Origin of the sequence: Streptomyces sp. H27-H1, from assembly GCF_026627445.1 — a bacterium.
GTDB lineage: Bacteria > Actinomycetota > Actinomycetes > Streptomycetales > Streptomycetaceae > Streptomyces.
Genome location: NZ_JAPNLJ010000059.1, coordinates 21,247 through 39,903, shown reverse-complemented (window position 1 = coordinate 39,903; position 18,657 = coordinate 21,247). Strand labels below are relative to the sequence as shown.

The 18,657-nt window shown below is 68.9% G+C and carries 13 protein-coding genes and 1 pseudogene; 5 read left to right on the top strand and 9 right to left on the bottom strand.

What is annotated here, in order from left to right; genetic code table 11:
• The first annotated feature begins 355 nt into the window (after positions 1-355).
• Together OTB20_RS36770 and OTB20_RS42955 are read left to right on the top strand one after the other, a co-directional pair.
• The gene (locus OTB20_RS36770) at positions 356-565 is read left to right on the top strand and encodes a transposase (RefSeq protein ID WP_267824281.1); all 210 of its coding nucleotides are present in this window, start codon (positions 356-358) and stop codon (positions 563-565) included.
• A gap of 31 nt (positions 566-596) precedes the next feature.
• Positions 597-855 (top strand): annotated as a pseudogene (locus OTB20_RS42955) (hypothetical protein); the annotation flags it as partial.
• Positions 856-965: 110 nt separating this feature from the next.
• Here OTB20_RS42955 and OTB20_RS36765 read toward each other — a convergent pair.
• The 3 genes from OTB20_RS36765 to OTB20_RS36755 form a co-directional block, all read right to left on the bottom strand.
• On the bottom strand, positions 966-3,050 hold the full coding sequence (locus OTB20_RS36765) for a hypothetical protein (protein WP_267824280.1): 2,085 nt from the start codon (positions 3,048-3,050) through the stop codon (positions 966-968).
• A 122-nt stretch (positions 3,051-3,172) separates the two neighbouring features.
• Positions 3,173-3,703, bottom strand: coding sequence for a hypothetical protein (locus OTB20_RS36760; RefSeq protein WP_267824279.1), 531 nt, complete (start codon positions 3,701-3,703; stop codon positions 3,173-3,175).
• Between the two features lie 564 nt (positions 3,704-4,267).
• Positions 4,268-4,612, bottom strand: coding sequence for a hypothetical protein (locus OTB20_RS36755; RefSeq protein ID WP_267824278.1), 345 nt, complete (start codon positions 4,610-4,612; stop codon positions 4,268-4,270).
• 73 nt (positions 4,613-4,685) lie between these two features.
• Here OTB20_RS36755 and OTB20_RS36750 point away from each other — a divergent pair, with 73 nt between their 5' ends.
• Positions 4,686-5,501: a serine hydrolase gene (locus tag OTB20_RS36750; RefSeq protein ID WP_267824277.1), complete on the top strand. Its 816-nt coding sequence runs from the start codon at positions 4,686-4,688 to the stop codon at positions 5,499-5,501.
• A 117-nt stretch (positions 5,502-5,618) separates the two neighbouring features.
• Positions 5,619-5,852, top strand: a complete 234-nt coding sequence (locus OTB20_RS36745) for a cold-shock protein (protein ID WP_267824276.1) — start codon at positions 5,619-5,621, stop codon at positions 5,850-5,852.
• Positions 5,853-5,972: 120 nt separating this feature from the next.
• On the opposite strand, the gene OTB20_RS36740 is transcribed toward OTB20_RS36745, so the two are convergent.
• The 6 genes from OTB20_RS36740 to lepB form a co-directional block, all read right to left on the bottom strand.
• The gene (locus tag OTB20_RS36740; RefSeq protein WP_267824275.1) at positions 5,973-7,316 is read right to left on the bottom strand and encodes an LCP family protein; all 1,344 of its coding nucleotides are present in this window, start codon (positions 7,314-7,316) and stop codon (positions 5,973-5,975) included.
• Positions 7,317-7,716: 400 nt separating this feature from the next.
• Complete coding sequence (locus OTB20_RS36735; protein ID WP_267824274.1) at positions 7,717-8,115, bottom strand: deaminase; 399 nt, start codon at positions 8,113-8,115, stop codon at positions 7,717-7,719.
• 148 nt (positions 8,116-8,263) lie between these two features.
• Complete coding sequence (locus OTB20_RS36730; protein WP_267824273.1) at positions 8,264-8,827, bottom strand: GNAT family N-acetyltransferase; 564 nt, start codon at positions 8,825-8,827, stop codon at positions 8,264-8,266.
• Between the two features lie 1,604 nt (positions 8,828-10,431).
• Positions 10,432-11,346: a hypothetical protein gene (locus OTB20_RS36725; protein ID WP_267824272.1), complete on the bottom strand. Its 915-nt coding sequence runs from the start codon at positions 11,344-11,346 to the stop codon at positions 10,432-10,434.
• Between the two features lie 537 nt (positions 11,347-11,883).
• The gene (locus OTB20_RS36720) at positions 11,884-13,077 is read right to left on the bottom strand and encodes a carboxylate-amine ligase (protein ID WP_267824271.1); all 1,194 of its coding nucleotides are present in this window, start codon (positions 13,075-13,077) and stop codon (positions 11,884-11,886) included.
• Between the two features lie 195 nt (positions 13,078-13,272).
• Positions 13,273-14,025 carry a signal peptidase I gene (gene lepB / locus OTB20_RS36715; RefSeq protein WP_267824270.1) on the bottom strand — a complete coding sequence of 251 codons (753 nt, stop codon included), beginning with the start codon at positions 14,023-14,025 and terminating at the stop codon, positions 13,273-13,275.
• Positions 14,026-15,402: 1,377 nt separating this feature from the next.
• Here lepB and OTB20_RS36710 point away from each other — a divergent pair.
• Positions 15,403-18,609, top strand: coding sequence for a hypothetical protein (locus OTB20_RS36710; RefSeq protein WP_267824269.1), 3,207 nt, complete (start codon positions 15,403-15,405; stop codon positions 18,607-18,609).
• Positions 18,610-18,657 lie beyond the last annotated feature (48 nt).

The window sequence follows — 18,657 nt, the reverse complement described above, 5'->3', positions numbered from 1 at the left end:
CTTCCACGACTCGATCATCGGCCTGAGCAGTTCCCACTGCTCGTCCGTCACATCACTCGGATACGCCGGTCTCTCCATATCCGCACAACATCACTCACATCCCGGCCAGCACGTCAGTACATCGAACGACCACACGATCGAGCGATCTCGAAACATGAATAAAGGGACTTAATGTCCTCTCAGATCTCAGTCTCCAGGTGTCCACGATCAAGGGGAAGCCTCAGACAGCGGATACGCCTGCGCCGCCTCCTTCGAGACGCTCGCCGACCTGCCCCTACTGGTCTCGGTCACCAGCGAGGCCGACCAGGCGGGCTTCCCTGCGAAGCGCCAGACCGCCCCCGTCGGCCAGCAGGCCATGGCTACCCGCCTGGCGACTCCGGCCGGCCGAGCCCAGTACCGCCAGCGCAGCGCTCTCGTCGAGCCAGGCCTTGCCCCGCTCTTCCAGCGATTCGGCCGGCACCTCACCTACCGCGGACACCGAGCCGTCGACGGGGAGACCAAGCTCCTCGGCACGGTGCACAACCTCACCAAGCTGATCAACCACACACCCAAGAGCGGCCCTTGACAATCGCTGAGTGGCGGTCCTGCGACAGCCTCTGCCCTCGCCGGCGGCTGTCCCCAAACCCTCTGCCCAGGCCCCGGACGGCCACCCGGCTCGAAGAACCGCCACCCGGCAGCACGGCACGACGTCGGCCTCGAACTCGTCACCGGCCAGCCTACCGCCGACCCACACACCACAAGACGGGCACCAAACCACGCTTGCTGCCAGATGCTGCCGAAGGGAAGTCGCCGACGCCACCGACCACTACCGTCGGCACCGACCAAGCACTCCAACTACTCGATCTTGAACCATGAGAACGCATCAGCGCTGCCCACCGGCCCTTACCCACCCTCGGCCTCAGATGACGAATCCGGGCAGACCTCGATCATGCCGTGACCCTGGCTCGCCAGGCAGTGCGGCCCATTCAGATGATTATGAATTCCTCGCTATCGTACCCCGGCTCGTTAACCTGGAGCACCGCCGGCTCTCCTTTCATATTTATGAGTGTTGTACCCTGCTCGTCCCTCAGCTTGACGTCGCCACCCTCTTGGAAAGTCTCGAATGTTGCCCCGGTCCACCCATACTCGTCACACTCCCTATCGAATCGTTCGAGTGAGCCTGCGTCGGCGTTCTCCAGCAATGTCTCGGCTGTGAACTGGTCGGTCGTCGTGATCGTGCGGCCGAGTGGGGTGCATATACTTAAACGCTCCCAGCCGACCATGCAAGGCGACCCGGCAGTCCCTGTAACTGAGACCGCGAACTGCACCAACCACAGCGAAGAGCCGCCGTATACGCCGCGTGCGAACTGGATGGCGCGGGCGCATATAAGGTAGCCGCCGCCGCCCACCTCTTTGAAATCTGCGCAATTGGGGTCCAGTAAGTCCTCGGCGGTGGCTGGCCTTTGTAAATCCGCTGCCATGACCAGTAAATCTCCGTCGGAGTGGGACAGTACAGGCTCGTGGTCTTTGCACTGCCTTATCCAGCGCTCCGCCACGGTCCGGAAGACGTCCCGCCGATCCTTCGCCCGAAATCGGCCCTGCGCCAGTGTGCCCCGGACGCCGTTGATGTCAACCACGGCGCTGAGGTTGTCCGGGTCGAACGAATGGACCACGACACTGCACTGGCCGAGCTGCGCGCCATCAACATGGCGGGACGCCTCATCGAACATCTCTAGGAGATGGGACCTGTTGACGCGGTCGGTCAGTACCTTGCGGTTGAAATGATCATGCAGGCGGACGAGGAAGGTGCCCACCGCGGTCGCTTCGCCTACGAGCGGCAGGGCTTTCGCCGCTGTCACCGGCAGAACGTTGCTTCGCAGCACCGCGGCGGTCAAACTGGCCGCCTTGCTTAGGCAGTCGGCCGCTGTGTCGGCGGCCTTCTGCGTCCCGCTGCCCAGCACCTTGTTTGCGGGATCGTCCTGATATTCGCGGCCCACATGCTCCCGGACCTGCCGAGGGTCCTTCGCCGCTTCCCCTGCCACCGCTCGGCGGACGAGCTCCTGAATCGAGTCCGAAGCCACCGCCAGGGCTGCACTGGCGATCGCTGTGACCGGGAGCAGTCCACCAGCGGCCCCGACGATCGCCAGGCAGACCCTCATTCCGGCGATGAGCCCCTCCATGCCTAAGAGAACGCCGTTGATCACACGGAAGTTAGATGAAAAATTATCCCGTAACTGATCGCGCGTCGTGGCCTGCGCCCACGCGTAGCAGCTCCGTGCAGCCTCGGTGACAGCGTGCGCAAGACCGGCGTACGCGTTTATCAGGGCGACGTGGGCCTCTCGTAATTCATCCGCGCAGCTCGCTCCGTCGAGTTTCTTGTCCGGATGGGGGCGGCAGAGCTGGCGTAGGTACCCTTCAGCGGAGGTCACCTTGAGGTAGGCGGTTTCCAGGTGCGTTCTGGCATCCTTCACGCCGGTCCACGTCGCCGAGACGTCCATGCGCACGGCTTTCTTGTTGGCGCCATACCCCACTTGTGTCTCGAGGGCGCCAAATGCCCCGTAGAGCACGCTGAATTTCGGCTTCACCTCACGGGTGTGTGCAACGATCCACGCCTCCACCACGGCGATTTCCTGGGGCGAGGGCGGGCTATCAGATCCGTCCTCCTTCCATACCTCCCCCGCCGCCCAAGAGCGGAATAGTTCAGCGCGCGCTACAGGTGAATTGCTCCGGGAATCGCCTCCCACCTTCTTGCATCCGGCTTCGAACGCTTTCCACTCACTGCGGGCCGCAGGCAAGTTTGTAAGGAATTTCTTGACAAGGAGGTTCCACCCGCGTTCCTCGGCCGCAGTTTCGAACCATTTGCCGTATTTTTTTGCCGTCCGATGCTCGGCCGTAAGCGTGTAGTAGCGCTCCGCAGCACCCAGGTCTTGGCTTGCCAGCCAATGCCCGAACACGGTCCGCCATGCAGGATCTCCCATTGTGATCTGTTTGATCGTTTTGGGAGGAGTTTCCTTTTCCGACATGATCTTCGGGGTGCCTGCCGCACCCAGCCACGAGTACCCGTTGGGCATGCACTGCTCCTTTCTTGAGGCACAGATGTGCATTACGCGATACTCAAGCCGCCTCCGGCCTCCGGACCTAGCCCAGTCGGCCAAGAGGTGACGCAGGACAGGGCACCGCTTCAACCCTTTGGTCACGCTGTCACGGCAGCTGTAGATCGTGTCCGCGTAGGCGTGCCATCTGGGTGGCACGCCCGGGCCCGGTGTTGGTGGCGTCGGCGCCGGGCGGACCAATGCAGGGCGTGTTCGGTGTCGCGTCGGGCTGCGGAGAGGATCAGCAGCCTGAGCAGGCGCAGGAGTTCGGGCCAGGTGAGGGGGATCGGCTCGGCCTGGCCGTCACCGTCAGGTGTGCGGCGTTCCAGGGCTGCGGTGACAGCGAGGAGGGCGTAGGCAGCCAGGGCGGCGGTGCTCCAGCGGTGCCAGGAGGTCCAGGCGGTGGCCTGCCCCTGGTCCAGGCCGGTGGTGTTCTTCGCGGTCTGGAAGTCCTCCTCGATGGACCAGTGGCGGCACACCACCGCGACGAGTCTGGCCGGCGATGCCGGGGCCGGTGACCAGCAGCGGAAGGAGGAGACGGTACCCGTGTAGCGGTGCCGACGGGTTAGCAGCACCGAGGTGCCGGTGTCGGTCTGCCCGTCGGGAGTGTCGGTGGCGGTGACCTGGAGCATCGCCCAGTCAGAGTCCCGCGCTCCGTTGGCTCGGTGCCGGTCCGTATCCGCTGCCAGGCCCGTGCCGGGATCAGCCGCACCGCGTCCTTGCAGGTCATGGTCTTGCCCGGGCTGGCGGCCCGGTGGTTGGAGCGGACTGCGATCGCGTAGCCCAGCCCAGGGTGCGGCAGGCACGCCGTAGGTCACGGCTGCCGTAGACCTCGTCGGCTGCGAAGAACAGGTCCTCGGGCACGTCGGCCAGCTCGCGGCGCTTTTCGTCGCCGGCCCAGCCCGGGGCTGAGGTGGTCTCTGTGGTGTGGATACACCTGACAAACCGAGCGCGGTCGGCTCCACTGCGATGACTACGGCGGCCGCCCGGGCCGCACAAAATTCTGTTGATTCTGAACTTCCCGTTCCTTTCAGGATGCTCGTCCAATCCTCTGCGGGCCGCACCGTGCTGCCATCGTGCTTCAGGAGCGGCCGGGACACCGGACCTGGAGTGCGCTGGAAGCTAGGCCCCCTGGGGGGTGCCCCTATCTCTTTGGTCAAGGTGGGTGCGGCACCCCCCCCGCTGGCGCGCGGTGGTCATCCGCGCCGCACCGCCGATCGGTGGAGGGGCGGACGGCCGCGGGTGCCGAGCATGGAAATTTCGCGGACGTATGCCCGCAGCGGTTCGAGCAGATCCAGGAAGGCCTGACCGATGATCAGCAAGCCGATGAAGCCGATGAAGTCGCTGGCGGCCTCCGCGGGTTTGGTGGGCGTGACCTGCCTTCTGGCGTTCGTGACTCCGGTGCACGAGGCCGCCGCTGCGGCCGGCGCGCAGTCGGCGCGTACGGCCGCCTCGTCGACCGCGAAGGCTTGGACGGCCAGCGGAGAGGTCAGTTGCACGTCGACGTACGCGGGACAGGCGAAACGCCTCGCCGCGGGCATAGCCGGTGCGCTCGGAGATCGACGCAGTACGGTGTCCCTCACGCTGGACGACCGAGACACGGGGACGACCTGCTTGCTCGGACCGCACCGCCGGTTCGACGCGGCCAGCGTGGTCAAGCCGGTCATCCTGGGGGCGCTGCTGTGGGCCCGGCACGGGGAACTCTCCCCCCAGGAGAAGGCACTGGCCAGGAAGATGATCGTCGAATCGGACAACGATGCCACGGAAGTACTGTGGAAGGAGCTGTCCACCGCCGGAACGGACGGTTCGTCCCGGCCGGTCAAGCTGGAGCAGTTTCTGAGGGCGGTGCACATGGACGAGACCGTGCCGGACCCGGACGGTTCTTTTGGCCTCACCCGGGTTACCGCCCCCGACCTCGTGAAGCTGCTGCGTGCCTTCCGCGGAGAAGGCGGGGTGCTCACCCCCGCGGCCGGCTCGTACGCTCTCGGTCTGATGCGGGACGTGGAGGCCGACCAGCGGTGGGGTACTCCGGCCTCGGCTCCCGTCGGCGCCGAGGTACACGTCAAGAACGGCTGGTTGCAGCGGACCGGGAAGGCCCACAGACCGGCCGACCGGGGCGACTGGCGGATCAACAGCATGGCCGCTTTCACAGGCCGCGGCTACGACTACGACCTAGTGGTCCTGACCGAGAACAACCGTGCTCCCGCGGGTCACCCGGCCCGTGAGGGCTACCTCTACGGCATCGACACCATCGAGGCGGCGGCGAAGGCCGTGAACATGGACCTCCGCGCAGTTGGAAAGGCCGCCGGCGCATCGCCGCCTATGACGCCCGACCGTACGGTCGAAGCAGCACTGGCGCTCGGCGGCACCGTGGTGGGCCCGGCAGGCCACCGCATGCTGGTCAGGAACGCCGCGAAGGGCGCCGCCTGAGCCGGCGCCCGGCGGCCCTCGTCTGCACGATGAGCGGTCCTTCCCGCCCTTCTGCACGTACCGCGCATGTGATGGTTTGCCAGTGACGACGCAGACCGCGTAGGAGAGGAATTGGACATGGCGGAGACGTGCGGCAGATCAGCATCCGGGACCGTGCTGTGGCGCGCCCCGTGCGGCGAGTTCAGCTTGATCACCCCGGACGGGGAGGGCGAGGCCGACCTGTTCGTGCACCGCTCCGACATGGCGGCGCAGCCCTTGGGAGGTACGCCTGGCGAGGGTGACGCGGTTGTGTACGAACTCTGCGCGGACGTGGGGGGCCCGTCGGCCCGCAACGTCCGCCGGAGTGGCTGACCCCGGGCCGTCGCCGACCCCGTACGCAGCAGAGCGCCCGCAGGGCCCGGCCTGGGAGGCCGGGCCCTGCGGCGTGCGGGAGGACTGCCGATGACGTGCGGGCTCGCGCCGGCCTCGGGATCAGAGCCCGGCCGACGCGTAGTCGGCGCCGATGATGAGCGTGACCGAGGACGCCGCCGCACCGCCCTCCTGCCGAAGCCTGGAGGTGTCGAGGCCGAGTGCGTCGGCCAGGGTGCGCGCCGCCTGCTCCCCGCCTTGCCCGTACCGGATCACTGTGACGGGCTCGCGTCTTGCCGCGTTGCCGGTGGCACCGCTGCGGAAGCCGTCCGCGGCCACCTTCCGTGAGATGCCCGTGGCCTTCCCGGTCACGTCGGTTCCGTTGAGGACGGTGACCTTGATGTCCTTCCGCTTGAGGGCGCCGGAGCGCGCGGGTTCCGGGCTGTCGTCGGAGGCACTCAGCGGCCGGCCGTCCTTGTCGACAGGTTTGTCGTCGCGCAGCGCGGTGAACAGGTCCTTGGATGCCGTCTTCCAGACGACGTTGGCCTTGTCGGAGGGGACGTCGAGCTCGCGCGGGTAGTTCGGGACCGTGACGAACGTCAAACCGCCTTTGGGCATGGCCTGGAAGTCCTTGGCGAGCCCGAGCAGCCCGGACAGGCCGCCCAGCTTGCTGTCGACGGTCAGGGACTTGGTCGCCGCGTCGGCGAGCCGGTACATCGCGGGCGCGTCGAGCTTCTTGTCCTGGACGGTCGCTAACATCGCGGCCAGCAGCTCCTGTTGGCGCCCGATGCGTCCGATGTCGCTGCCGTCGCCGAGCGCGTAGCGCGCCCGGGCGAACCCCAGCGCCTGCTTGCCGTCGAGCTTCTGACAGCCAGCGGGCAGGGAGAGGGAGGCCTTCGTGTCCTTGATCGCCTTCGGCAGGCACATCTGGACGCCGCCGAGGGCGTTCACCATGTTGCTGAACCCGGAGAAGTCGATCTCCAGGAAGTGATCGATGCGTAGGCCCGTGTTCTGCTCGACCGTCTTAATGGTGCAGGCCGCGCCGCCGGCCGCTCCGCCGCCGCGCGAACCGCCCACCGCGAAGGCACTGTTGATCTTCGCCTTGGTCGGGGCGGAAGTCTTCCCGCCGCCGAGGTCGCAGCTCGGTATGTCGACCCACGAGTCGCGCGGCAGGGAGACTGCGGTGGCCCACTTATGGTCCGCCGACAGGTGGAGGACCATGAGGGTGTCGGAGTGCTCGCTGCCGAGTGCCTTGCCGTAGGCGCCGCCCGTACCCGCGCGGCTGTCCGAACCGATCAGGGCGATGTTCACGGCGCCGGGCGGGGACTGCGCCGGTCGGTCGTCGCCCAGCGCGGAGGTGACGTCCGCCGTCTTGATGTTGCCGTTGAGCTTGTCGTAGAAGGCGTACGCGAGGGAGCCACCGCCCACGGCCACCACCAGCACCGCGATGATCCCGGCCTTGAACATGCCGCGGCGGCGCCGCTGGGAGCGTTCGCGGGCCCGGCCCTCCTGACGGGAGAGAGGACGCTCAGCCGAAAAACCAGCGCCGGATTGACGGGCCCCCCGCCGCCGGGCCCCGCTCATCGCCGGGTCCGCTTCCGGTCGGCGGGCCCGGCCGAGACCAGGTGCCAGACCTCATGACGCACCCGGTAGAAGGTCCGCCGGGCGGCGGACGGACCCGGCACACGGAGGAGCAGGCGTGTTCCGCCCGCCGTGGAGTGCTCGACGGAGACATCCAGCATGTCTGGCTCGGCCTTTCGGTGGGGCGGCAGGCGCCGGCGCGCCATCGGGACTTCCATGCTCGGGCCGGGGACCTTGCGGATTCCCTAACGCCCGGTTGCGGGGAGCGTGACGGTGACCGTCGCGCTCAGGGGCCGTGGACGATGGACATACCCTGCACCTGGCCGCTCTCGTCCGTGTAGAAGACGCGCTGGACGCCCGCCTCCCACAGCGCACGCTGGCAGCGGGGACAGGGCCTGGCCATGGCCGGGCGCATCCGGGCGTCCACCCGGGCCACGTACATGGTGGCCCCCTCGGTGCGCCGGGCCCGCCGGAGCGCGGCCACCTCCGCGTGGAAGGTGCTGTTGCGGAAGTCGACTAAGGGCGAATTGCGCCGCTTGTTGGGGGCGGCGGCGAGGATGCGGTTGCCGTGTACGAGTACCGCGCCCATCGGGAATCGGCAGCCCGATCGGGCGGCTTGGCGCAGCGCAGCCTGGATCCAGCCCGTGCGGGAATGGCGGGAGGCGGGAACCTCGAGGGCGAGCATGGGTCTTCTCCTCCGGACGGGCGGTGCCTGGCTCAGGGATTCAGGCGCAGGGAGTTCGTGACGTGTCGCAGGTATCAGCGTCCCGCCGCCGGCGGCCCATACGGATCCCCTGATCGGAGCCGGCGGCAGGGGAGCGGGGCACCCGGTCTCAGGCCACCTGAGCTGGGCGCGTCTGAGGGAGAAGGGGGAGTTCCGCGCCCATGATGGTGTAGCGCTTACGGCCGGCGGGGCCGGTGTGTGCCAGATCGCGGTAGCCGTAGCGGCGGTAGAGCCGGCGGGCCGGCGTCGGCCCTTGGGGCGTCGTGAGGATCACCCGGCGCTCCGTGGCGCGCGAACACAGCGTGGTGAGCAGCAGCGTGCCCAGCCCCCGGTGCTGGAAGTCGGGTAGTACGTGCAGCTCGCAAAGGTAGAAGACGTCCTCGGCCCAGGCGGGCCGCACGGCCTCCCGCAGGCGCGCGGTGACTGGCTCTCGCCATGCGTACGGCTCGTCGGCGTGGACGCCGTAGGAGAACCCGACGAGCCGGCCGTCCTCGAACGCGCCAAGGGCGGTCAGGCCGCGAGCCCCCCGGGCGCGGCGCTCCCAGAGGCGGTCGTCGAGCGCGCCGGGCGGCAGCCCGAGGGCCGCTGCCTGGATACGGAGGGTGTCCTCGGCCAGCGCGGCGACCTCGATGTCACGGATTCTCAGCAGGGGTCGCTTGGTGCGGAGTTGCATGGTGCGGACCTTCACAGCAGGAGTACGGAGGGCGGGCGGCCGGGCGGGCCGGTACGCCGTGGCGGCCCGCCGGGCAGGCCGCACCCACCACCCGATCACGGCGGGAAAACTGGTGGCAATCCCGTTGGGGCAGTCGCGGGGCCAGGCGCGTGCGCGCCGCCGCCGGGGTACGGGTCCACGAAAAAGGACTGCCCGAACGGGTGCCCCATAGGCAGGAGGGCCACCCGCCGGGGGACCGCCGCATGTGCAACTCACGGATCCGCTAACACGCGCGCCTCACCGGTGATGTGAACGGAAAATCATTCATGTGTCGCTGAGTTGGTCCACCTGGGTTCAAGGATAGTTCTGGTAGCGGGGGGGCAGAGTTCGTCAACGCGCGCAGGGGGCACTTGGAGCGGATTCCATCGCAGGCCGCTCAAGTCGCCTGCCGCGCCTGCTCCTCTCACGTGCGTGCACGGCCTGGCCGCCGCTAGCCAGGTCTCGGTGGCGGGCGGAGCCGAGGACGATGGCGGGGGTGGGGGCGCCGACGGCGCGGAGCCAGCGGAGTTGCTCGTCATGGAGGTGGAGGACAGCGAGGAGGGCCACTTCGCCGTCCGCCGCGAGTCCTGCGGCATCACCTACCGGATCCCCTGGAAGAGTTCGGCAGGGCGTACGAACTCGCCTGGTGCCGGAAGGGGAAGGGCCCTGGCATGGGTACGAGTAAAGAGGCCGGCCCGTACCCGCCGGCTTACGGCGGACGAAACCGCCCATCTGAAGGACCACGGACCGCTGCCGGTCTACGGGTACGGCCCGGGCCCGGCAGGCGTTCGGGCGGTGCACCGCAACGATGGCGGAGCTGGCGGCCGCCAAGGAGGACATGGCGCGATGCCTGCTGGCCGCGCTGCGGCTGAAGGACAGTCTGGAGTGGAGCGCCTCCGGGGCAGGACGGCCCGCAGCGGGCGCGGGCAAGGCGGGAGGCGGAACTGTCCCGCCTCCTGGAAGCGGAGCGAGCCTTGCGGAGCAAAACCCGCAAGCTGTCGCGACCCTGCAGACCGGACCCGCCGCGCAGGGGAGTACGAGGCGGAACTGTCACGAGCAATGGGTAGGCGCGCACCGGACTGGGTGTGCTCGGGGGCGTCGACCATTACCACGACGGCATGGCGGAGGAAGTCCCAGCGGGCGGGAAGGAGAGGGAGCAGCTGCCCCGGTGACGCCCGCGAGCCGTCGCGAAGATGGCCGCCAGGACCCCGGCGACCGGTAGGTGCAGCCCCTCGGCTCGCGCGAACGACCCGGGGAAGGGCGACCCCCTCGGATGATGCCGTGTGGAACGTCGAAGGTGTGAGTACGGGTTCGATCCGCGGACGGGGGAGACCGCTCACCGCTGGGGAAGGCCCGGCTGCCCCGCGCCTGCGTCGCCGGGCACGGTTGCCGATTGTGGAACGCGGTGATCCAGTGCCACTTCCAGACCCGGGCCGTGTGCCAGTCGGGCCGACGCGGAAGCCGTGCGGGAAGACGGGGCGTCCATGGTGATCGAGGGGCTGAGGGTGGACTTCGAGGGCTAGCGGGGCTGGCAGCCGTTCGATCTGGGCGGGACGGTACTACGTTGGCCGATGGAGACGGGTGGTTCAGGCCGCCAGCTGGGTCTGAGCGGCCCGAGCGGTCTGGGCCAACGCGCGCGGACGACGCGTGCCGACGTATCGGCAGCGGACGACGAGGCCGCTGGTGGCGGGGTCGAACACGGAGGGGTCCTGCGGCGGGGCCGTGTCGGCCTCGCCGCGCCGCGCCCGGCGGCAGCGGCTGCAGACCGGTATCTGCTCGCGCCGGTGGATCTTGAAGCCCTCGGGCGTTCCGCACGCGCCCGTCCACTCCGGTTCGGTCCGCGGGTCGTCGATCGTTTCCTCGTCCCAGCACCACGGCAGGGCGTAGCCGTTCTTGCCGGCCCGGGTCTTGGTGGTGCTGACGTGCCAGGCGCTGCGGCCCACGTCGGCGGGGTCCGTGTGCTGGTACTTGTCGTAGAAGGCCGCGACGCGACGCGCCGTGGCGGCGTACACGTAGCGGCGCCCACGGCGGCCCAGCATCAGGGCGCTGAGGTTGCCCGCGCAGATCCCCAGCTGGCTCGCCATCCAGACGCCGTCGTAGCCCATGGCGTTGAGGGCCTGGAGGCGGCGGCGGGTGCCGAGCGGCGGGAGGTGCGCGCCCGCACGGCCATGGTCCGGGGGCAGCTCCAGTCGGATCGTCCAGAGCTTGTCGATGGTCGACTGGAGCAGGCACGAGGTGGTCACCCGCCGGCCCTGGACCACCCGGTACCCATTGATCAGGTGCATGATGGTGTCCCGGCCGACGCCGGCCTGGGCGGCCATGGCGTGGGAGGTCATGCCGCCCTCGTAGTACACGCGTCGCACGTGGCGCTGGATGTCGGCGATGTCCTTGCTCCGGGAGGGGGTACCACGCTCGGCAAGGTATTTGCGGCGCTTGGCTTCACGCCGCTCGCGAGTGCTCTGTTCCGGTGTCATCTCGGTCCGGGGCGTGTACTTCGACAACGAGCTCACACCTTTCGCATCGTGACCTGTCCGAGGTCGGTTTGAAACGGCCGTGCGCCGTGTGCGCCGGTGTTTTTATCGTAAACAAGGCCCCGGACGGCCTTCCTCCACCGATCGGCCGTCGCACCGGTGGAGGGGCGCTGGACCCCGGCCGAGCCTTGTCCGCGGCGGGCGACACCGGTCGGCCCCCGGGGGCTCGGCCCCTGCCCGGCCCGCCGACCGGCAGACCCGGCCAGGTCTCGGCGGGGAGCCAGGACACGGTTCAGGGCGCCGAGCCAGGGCCCGTGCCGACGGCTAGTAGTGCTGCGACCGGCCCGCGGCGCGCGACACGGCACCTCGCCGCATCGTCGGACCGCGCGAGTACGTCCAGTATGAGCCGGGGCCCTCCGCCTCGCGATGCAAGGCACCGGTACACCGCGACGGCAGGTTCGCCGTCGGGAGTCGGCCCTCATGCCTCCTCCCCGGTAGGGGAAGGAGGCGGACCGACGGTCTGGCGGGGGGTGCCACGGTCGCGGGGTGGCCGGATCGCCGTGGGGCTCAGTAGGCCTCGGTCTCGTCCGCGAGGTGCCGGAGCACATCGGTGGGGGACTGACGCCGGGAGAAGACGGCCCGCTGCCGTGCGGCCGACGATCCGTTGCGGAGCATGTCCGTCAGGGTCCGCGAGACGTGGTCGTAGTCCCCGGCCGCCTCGAGCTCCGGCCCGAGGAGGTCGACGAGCTGCCAGGCCAGGGTCGCCGCAGGCACTTCCGTGCCGGTGAAGGGCTCCAGGCCCGAACCTTCGAGGCCGTCCCGGGCGGCGCGCCAGCGCGCCAGTCGCAGCGTCCTGTCGGACACGACCGGGCCGGGGAACATGTCCGGGTCTTCGCCGAGCACACGGGCCACCAAGGCCCTGGCCACGGCCGCCTGGAGAAGGGCGCCGTCGAGGCTCGGCGACATGTCGGGCGCACGCAGTTCGAGGGTGGGCCAGTTCACGCTCGGCCGCAGGTCCCAGTAGACCATCCCCGGGTCCAGCGCGGCGCCGGAGTCCAGCAGGCCCCGCACAGCAGCGTCGTACGCGGCCGTCGAGACGAAGTGCGGCGGCAGTCCGGCGGAGGGCCAAGAGGACCATGCGACGCTGCGCCAGCTCGCGTGGCCGGTGTCCCGGCCGTTCCAGACGGGCGATCCGGCCGAGAGCGCGATGAAGGTCGGTACCCACGGGCGCATCCTGTTGGAGGCGCGGACGGCGGCGTCCTTGCCGACCGTGCCGACGTGCACGTGCCGGCCGCACCCGACGAGGTTGTCGGTCAGGGGGCCGAAGAGGGTCTGGCGGACGCGCCGGCGCTCCCGGTCGAGGTTCAGGTGCAGGGGGGAGGGCGGGGTGAGCGTGGGGGACGCGGCGGCGACCAGACGGTACCCGCGGGCGCGGGCGGCGGAGGCCAGGACCCGGCGGGCGCCCACGAGGCTGTCCCGCAGCCCGTCGAGCGTGTGGTGCACCGGGGTGGCCGTCTCGACCTGGTAGCTCGTGCCCTCGGCGTGGAAGGCGTGGCCGGAGCCCGCGACGTCGGCGAGGATCTCGGGAGCCGCGGGGACCAGCTGCCAGCTCCGGGCGTCCACGAGCAGATACTCCTCTTCCACTCCCAGGGACATCAGGGCGCCCGGCGGACGGTCGCCGACGGGAAGCGGTGCGGGGTGCGCGAGGGGGGTCATCGTGCCGGTATCCGGCAGGGACGACAGGGTTCTGGCGTTCAACAAATTCGCCAATCGTACGGGCCGGTACGGCACGGATTTTCGGCGTCGTCCGGGCCGATGGGCCGGCCGCGCGCCGCGGCAGTGGTGGTCCGGCCGGGACTTGCGGAGACCGGTGCCCCGGCGGGGAACGCCTTCCATGCTGGTCCGGTGAGGGGCGCCGGTACTCCACCGATCGGAGGGGCCGGCCGGGGGAGCGGCCTACAGCGTCCGCCCGTGCGCAAGGGGCCAGACCACCGCGAGGGCCTCCCCGACGACGGCGTCCTTGGGTATCGACCCCCCGTAGCCGTTGTCGAGGTGCGCCCGCGAGTCGGCCGAATTCCCCCGGTTGTCACCCAGGACGAACAGCCGGCCGGTGGGCACGGTGACATGGAACGGGGTGCTGCTGCGGACGGCCCCGCCGTCGGTGCCGGGCGCTTCGACCGGCACACCGTCCACGCGTACACGTCCGTACGCATCCCCCTCGACGGTGTCGCCGCCCACCGCGACGACGCGTTTGATCAAGGTCCTCCCGTCATCCGCGGGGACGAGTCCCAGCGAACCGAGCAGTCCGTCACCCGGGAACCCCCGCTCCCCGCCGGCCACCAGGCGCTGCGGCAACCAGCCACCGGGATCGGTGAACACCACCACCTCGCCGCGGGCGGGGACGCCCCCCAACCACGGGGTGAACGTGTCCACCAGGACCCGGTCGCCCACCCGCAGCGTCGGCTCCATCGAGCCCGAGGGGATCACGAAGGCCTGCACGGCGAACGTCTTGAGCAGCAGGGTCAGGGCGATGCTGCCGCACAGGGCGGCGGCGATCCGGCGCGGCGTGCGGCCGGCCCGGCGCCTGCGGACGCGCCGGGCCAGGCGCCGCCGTTCCGCCCTGCCGTGCCCGAGCCGTGGGGCCCGAGTTTCGGGCTCCGGGGCGCACGCGGCCCGGCGCCGGCGGCCGGGCGGGGCGGAGAGAGGCAAGGACTGGCCAAACTGCCGGGCGGACCCGGCGTGCTTAGAAGAGCGGGCATACGGACTCCCAGGGTGTCCGGCGGACGGTTGTCAGGGCGCTGCGGTTCCCTTAGCGGCGGCTTGGCTTGCCGGTTCCCGAGCGGGTCGAGGCGGGCGCCTACACGGCAGGCGGGGGCCGCGCGGTCGCCACGGACGTCCAGCGGCCACACCCCCGCATCGCCCACCAGTGAGACGCCGGACCGGGTTGCCTGGGAGTGCTGGACCACGTTGTTGAGGAGTTCACGGGCGGCGGTGAAGACGATGCTCTCGTGCCGGTCGGGCGACTCGGTGTCGTGGCCCACGGTGACCACGCGGTCGCCGTGCAGGTCGGCACGCTCCGCCGTGCTGTTGCCCAGCAGGTTCAAAATATGTCCGATGCCATGGGCGTCCAGCATGAGCGGGTGCAGCTCGGCGGTGAGGTCGCGCAGTCGCCGGGAGAGTCGAGCAGTCCGACGCCTGCCGTCGCGACGCTGTCGGGCCCCGCGAGCCGCTGGGGCGCCCCCAGCTCCAGCCGTACGGCCAGGATGGACTGCGGTGGACGGCAGCACGCTCACGTTCCTCGGCGGACATGACCTCGGCCGGCGACTGCGCCCGCTCGCAGGTGAGCTGGTGGATCCGAACCGACCGGTCCTGGTACAGCCGGGCCACCACGAGGCAGGCCAGGCAGGTCAGGACGAGGAAGGCCAGGACCGCCACGTGGTTCTCGTCGACCGTGCGCACCGGCAGCCGGGTGTGTCCGCCGCCAGCAGCAGGAGGTATGCGGCGATACACGCGAGGTCCGCTTGGTGTGAGGTCTGGACGTCGGCGAGGCCTCCGCCGGAGTAGGCGCGTGCGGGGTCGGTGCGCTCCGCGCAGCCGTGGGCGGTCGAGCAGGGCTACGTCGGCGTCGACCTCCAGGATGGCGGACAGGGCCTCCCTATCGCCCTGGCAGACGCGGACTTCGCCGAGCCTTCGTCGGCCTCCAGTTCCCGGCGCACCCCGTCGCGGTAGACGGGGGGCATCCAGTCAGGACGCGGATACGCGCCCTGGTCGAGCTGTTCACGGGGAGGCCTCCGTTCGGTGACCATCCTGTCCGTCGGCGCCCGAACTGTGCGGAGCCAGACGGGCATTGATTGGGCCCATGAGAGTCGATCTCTTCGGGGGTTGACAAAGACTTCGACGCTGCCGCGCCTCGGCCTGCCTGATGGTTTACCCGTCCGGTACCTGCGTGGCATCCGTGGATCTCGCAGTATGAGCCTCTGTTCCTCACTCTCACACAGGAAATGGAGGGCTACTCGTATGGTCCGCAGAAGGCATCGGGCTTCCAGGAAAGGGGCATGGGTGGCGGCTGGAGCTGCGTCGGTGCTCATGTCCACGTTTGCACTCCAGTATGCGAGCGCGGAAAGCGAGGAGAAGGCTGCCGCGGTAGTTCCAGAAAGGCCGGAGATACAGAACGGTGGCTTTGAGAAACCGCGTGTCACCGGCGCTTCTCTGAAGCTTCCGGAGGGATGGCAGGGGGATGCGCAGCAAATAATGCTGTACGGATTTGGCGACACTCCCGAGGGTACTCAGTTCGCCGCTTTTGCCAGCAGCAGGGGGATCTCCCAAGAGTTCGACACTGTCCCTGGAACCATTTTGCGCTATAGCGTCGACCATCGGAAGGCCGCTTATAGCGGGTTATCGGCGCTGCATACCATATTTTCCGACGCGAGCGACCCGAGCGGAGAGAAGGGTCGATCTCCGGGGGTGGCCCAGTCCGACACTGACTGGAAGACTTTTGCCGGCGAGTACCTGGTCCCTGCCGGTCAGACCAAGACACGTCTGGAAATCTCCTCGGACGCCTATGTGAATGTAGACAACCTTAAGGTCGAATATGCTCCGGTGGTCACCGGAGAAGTCGAGCCCGTCGCACCGGTCCAGGTCGGTGAGGACCGCGCATTGACCGCCAATATCTACGACGGCGGTGGAGTTCCCGTCAAGGGGGCGATCTTCAGTGTGGCTCTGCCCGAGGGCATCGCGTACGTCGACGGCACCGCCAAGGTCAGCCGCATGGTGGACGGCAAGCCGCAGTTGATCGCCCTCGCCGACGGTCAGGTGAACGTGACGAACGGTGTCCTGGCGATTCCCGTCGGGGCGGGTGCCGCACCCGGCAAGGGTGGTGAGCTGGTGGCAGAGGACCACTACAAGGTCACCTATGACGTGAGAATCACGGACCGGGACCAGGTTGCCGTCATGGGCGGGGAGTTCGCCCACAAGCCGGTCCTGAAACACGCGGGTCGCGGCGAGGGCTATGCGTCCGCGACCGTCCCGTTCCCAGAGGTTAAATTCGGCATCGCGTCCGCGGACATGGGGCTCGAGGAAGGCAGCGGCTTCTCGAAAGAGGAGTACGTGAAGGGCGAAATGGCCGATCTGTCTCTGACGGTCAAGAACAACGGTCCGCAGGAGGCGCGTGGCGTGCTCCTGAAAATCGACAAGCCCTCAACGGTGGACTGGAGCACATTCAAACCGGTCGAATCGGAGGGTCTGACCTGCGAGAGGAACGACAAGGCCCAGCGGCTCGAATGCACGGTGAACCCATGGGAGAGTGGTAAGTCCCAGGATTTCCGGTTCACCGGTGAGATAGACTCCGCCGGTCCCCTCTTTTCGAGAGTCGACCTCTCGTCCCTCAGTATCGACAGGAACGGGGCGAATAACTTCAATACTTATCAGAGCAAGGCCACCAAGAATATCGACCTGGGGGTGCGGGCTGATGTTCTGAGGGCTGACGGGAAGACGTCCGTGGGGGACGGAGAGCGAGTGAACCCCGGCGAGAGTGTACTTCTTTCGGTGAAACTCGACAATGCTGGCCCTGCTCGCCCCGGAGAGGTCGAGGTTTACGTACCTCTGCCGCAGGGCGTGGTCCTGGACGAGAGCAAGGTCGATGGGGAGTACAGCTCCGCGGATGGAGTCTGGACCATCGACGGAGTGGACGTCGGGGAAAGTGCGACCCTGACGCTTCCCGTCACCGTTCCGGCCGAGGAAGAAGCCGTGAACCTCGAGGCCTCCATCGTGTCGTACGGGGACCTCCAGGAAACGGCTGCGGGAAACAATAAATCCACCAAGCAGGTCCACGTCAACCGGAACTCCAAGCTGAAAGTCGGTGTGTCGGTCGACGGCGCGGCCCCTGACGCCGGGCCCTACACCCCGGGTGATCGGGTCAAGTACAGCATCGCCGTAACGAACGACGGGCCGTCCACCGCCCGCGAAGTGCAGATCAGTCATGTCATGCCCGCGGGCATGGAACAGCTGAGGTGGGGCGGTCCGGCGGGCACCTACTACACCGACGGAGTGTGGACCGTGCCGAGCGTTGGGGTCGGGGAGGAGAAGACCGCCGTGCTGACGGTGGAAGGCCTCGTGCCGGCTGACCAGGACGGGTCGGGGCACCGGGTATGTGTGACGGGCGCCAGTAAAGAGACTCCCGACCTGCGTGGCTTCGCCGGGTGTGACGACGGCAACACCATCGAAGGACACATGGCCGTGCACGAGCTCAACGTGGCCCAGCGGGCCGCGGCGTACGTGGAGGTGAGTGCGGACCGGGGCAAGGCGAATCCGCCGCTTCCCGGCCAGCCCGTGACGTGGACGGTGAAGGCGGCCAACGCCGGGCCGTCGGCGGCCAAGGGACTGGAGATCGAGGCTCCCGTGCCTGCGGGTGTCAGCGAACCGGCCGCCGTCGACGAGCAGGGCGGCACGTTCGAGGACGGGATGTGGAAGCCGGCGGACATCCCTTCGGGGGGCGAGGCGGTGCTCAAGCTCACGGGCACGGTGCTCCCGGACCATGACAATCTGGACTACACGGTGACGGTCAAGCAGTCGAGGACTCCGCTGGACGAAAACCAGGGCAACAAGATCGGCCAGCCGGTGAAGCACTCGATCAAGGTCCAGCAGGTGGCGGGTCTCGACGTCGCGATCACGGTGCCGGAGGGATCCGAGGAGGTCAAGGTGGGCGAGGAGGCCAAGGTGAGGGTCACGGTGTCCAACAAGGAAGGCCCCTCCACGGCCCGTGGCACCGTTGTCGAGCTCGGCCTGCCGGCCGTGAAGGGACTGCTCCACGACGGAGGCAAGAACTTCAACGGGGAGCGCGGGACACCGGGCTTCGGCTCCTGGAACGCCGGGGACCTGAAGGCCGGCGAGGAGAGGACCCTGACCCTGACCTTCACCCCGGACAAGGCCAAGGAGTTCCCGTTCAACGCTCTTGCGGTCCATTCGCAGGCCGCGAACCCGCAGGAGTGCCAGGACATCTGCGCCAGCGCCGTGGTCAAGGCCACTGCGAGTACTCCCGGCACCCCTGACAGCCCCGACGACGGAGCGGATCCCTCCAATGACGGCGGCGGCTCCGGCGGCGGTTCCACCGGTTCCTCCGGCGGTGACGGCGGTAACGGTGACGGTGGTGACAGTGCCGGCGGTGACAGCGAGCAGTCCGTGCTCGACCAGGCCCTGGCCGCCACCGGCAGCAACGCGCTGTGGTGGGGTCTGGGAGGCCTCGGCGCCGCCGGGATCGGCGCAGCCCTGCTGATCGCGGCCCGACGCCGCCACTGAGGTCAGGAACGCGCACTGCCGACGGCCCCGGAAGGGGCCCGCCTCCCG

Excerpts from the sequence above, each read along its gene's own strand:
- OTB20_RS36730 (WP_267824273.1), bottom strand. The coding sequence starts at position 8,827 with ATGCAACTCCGCACCAAGCGACCCCTGCTGAGAATCCGTGACATCGAG.
- OTB20_RS36760 (WP_267824279.1), bottom strand. The coding sequence starts at position 3,703 with ATGCTCCAGGTCACCGCCACCGACACTCCCGACGGGCAGACCGACACC.
- OTB20_RS36765 (WP_267824280.1), bottom strand. The coding sequence starts at position 3,050 with ATGCCCAACGGGTACTCGTGGCTGGGTGCGGCAGGCACCCCGAAGATC.
- OTB20_RS36710 (WP_267824269.1), top strand. The coding sequence starts at position 15,403 with ATGTCCACGTTTGCACTCCAGTATGCGAGCGCGGAAAGCGAGGAGAAG.
- OTB20_RS36745 (WP_267824276.1), top strand. The coding sequence starts at position 5,619 with ATGGCGGAGACGTGCGGCAGATCAGCATCCGGGACCGTGCTGTGGCGC.
- OTB20_RS36740 (WP_267824275.1), bottom strand. The coding sequence starts at position 7,316 with ATGTTCAAGGCCGGGATCATCGCGGTGCTGGTGGTGGCCGTGGGCGGT.
- OTB20_RS36770 (WP_267824281.1), top strand. The coding sequence starts at position 356 with ATGGCTACCCGCCTGGCGACTCCGGCCGGCCGAGCCCAGTACCGCCAG.
- OTB20_RS36735 (WP_267824274.1), bottom strand. The coding sequence starts at position 8,115 with ATGCTCGCCCTCGAGGTTCCCGCCTCCCGCCATTCCCGCACGGGCTGG.
- OTB20_RS36755 (WP_267824278.1), bottom strand. The coding sequence starts at position 4,612 with ATGCCCGCGGCGAGGCGTTTCGCCTGTCCCGCGTACGTCGACGTGCAA.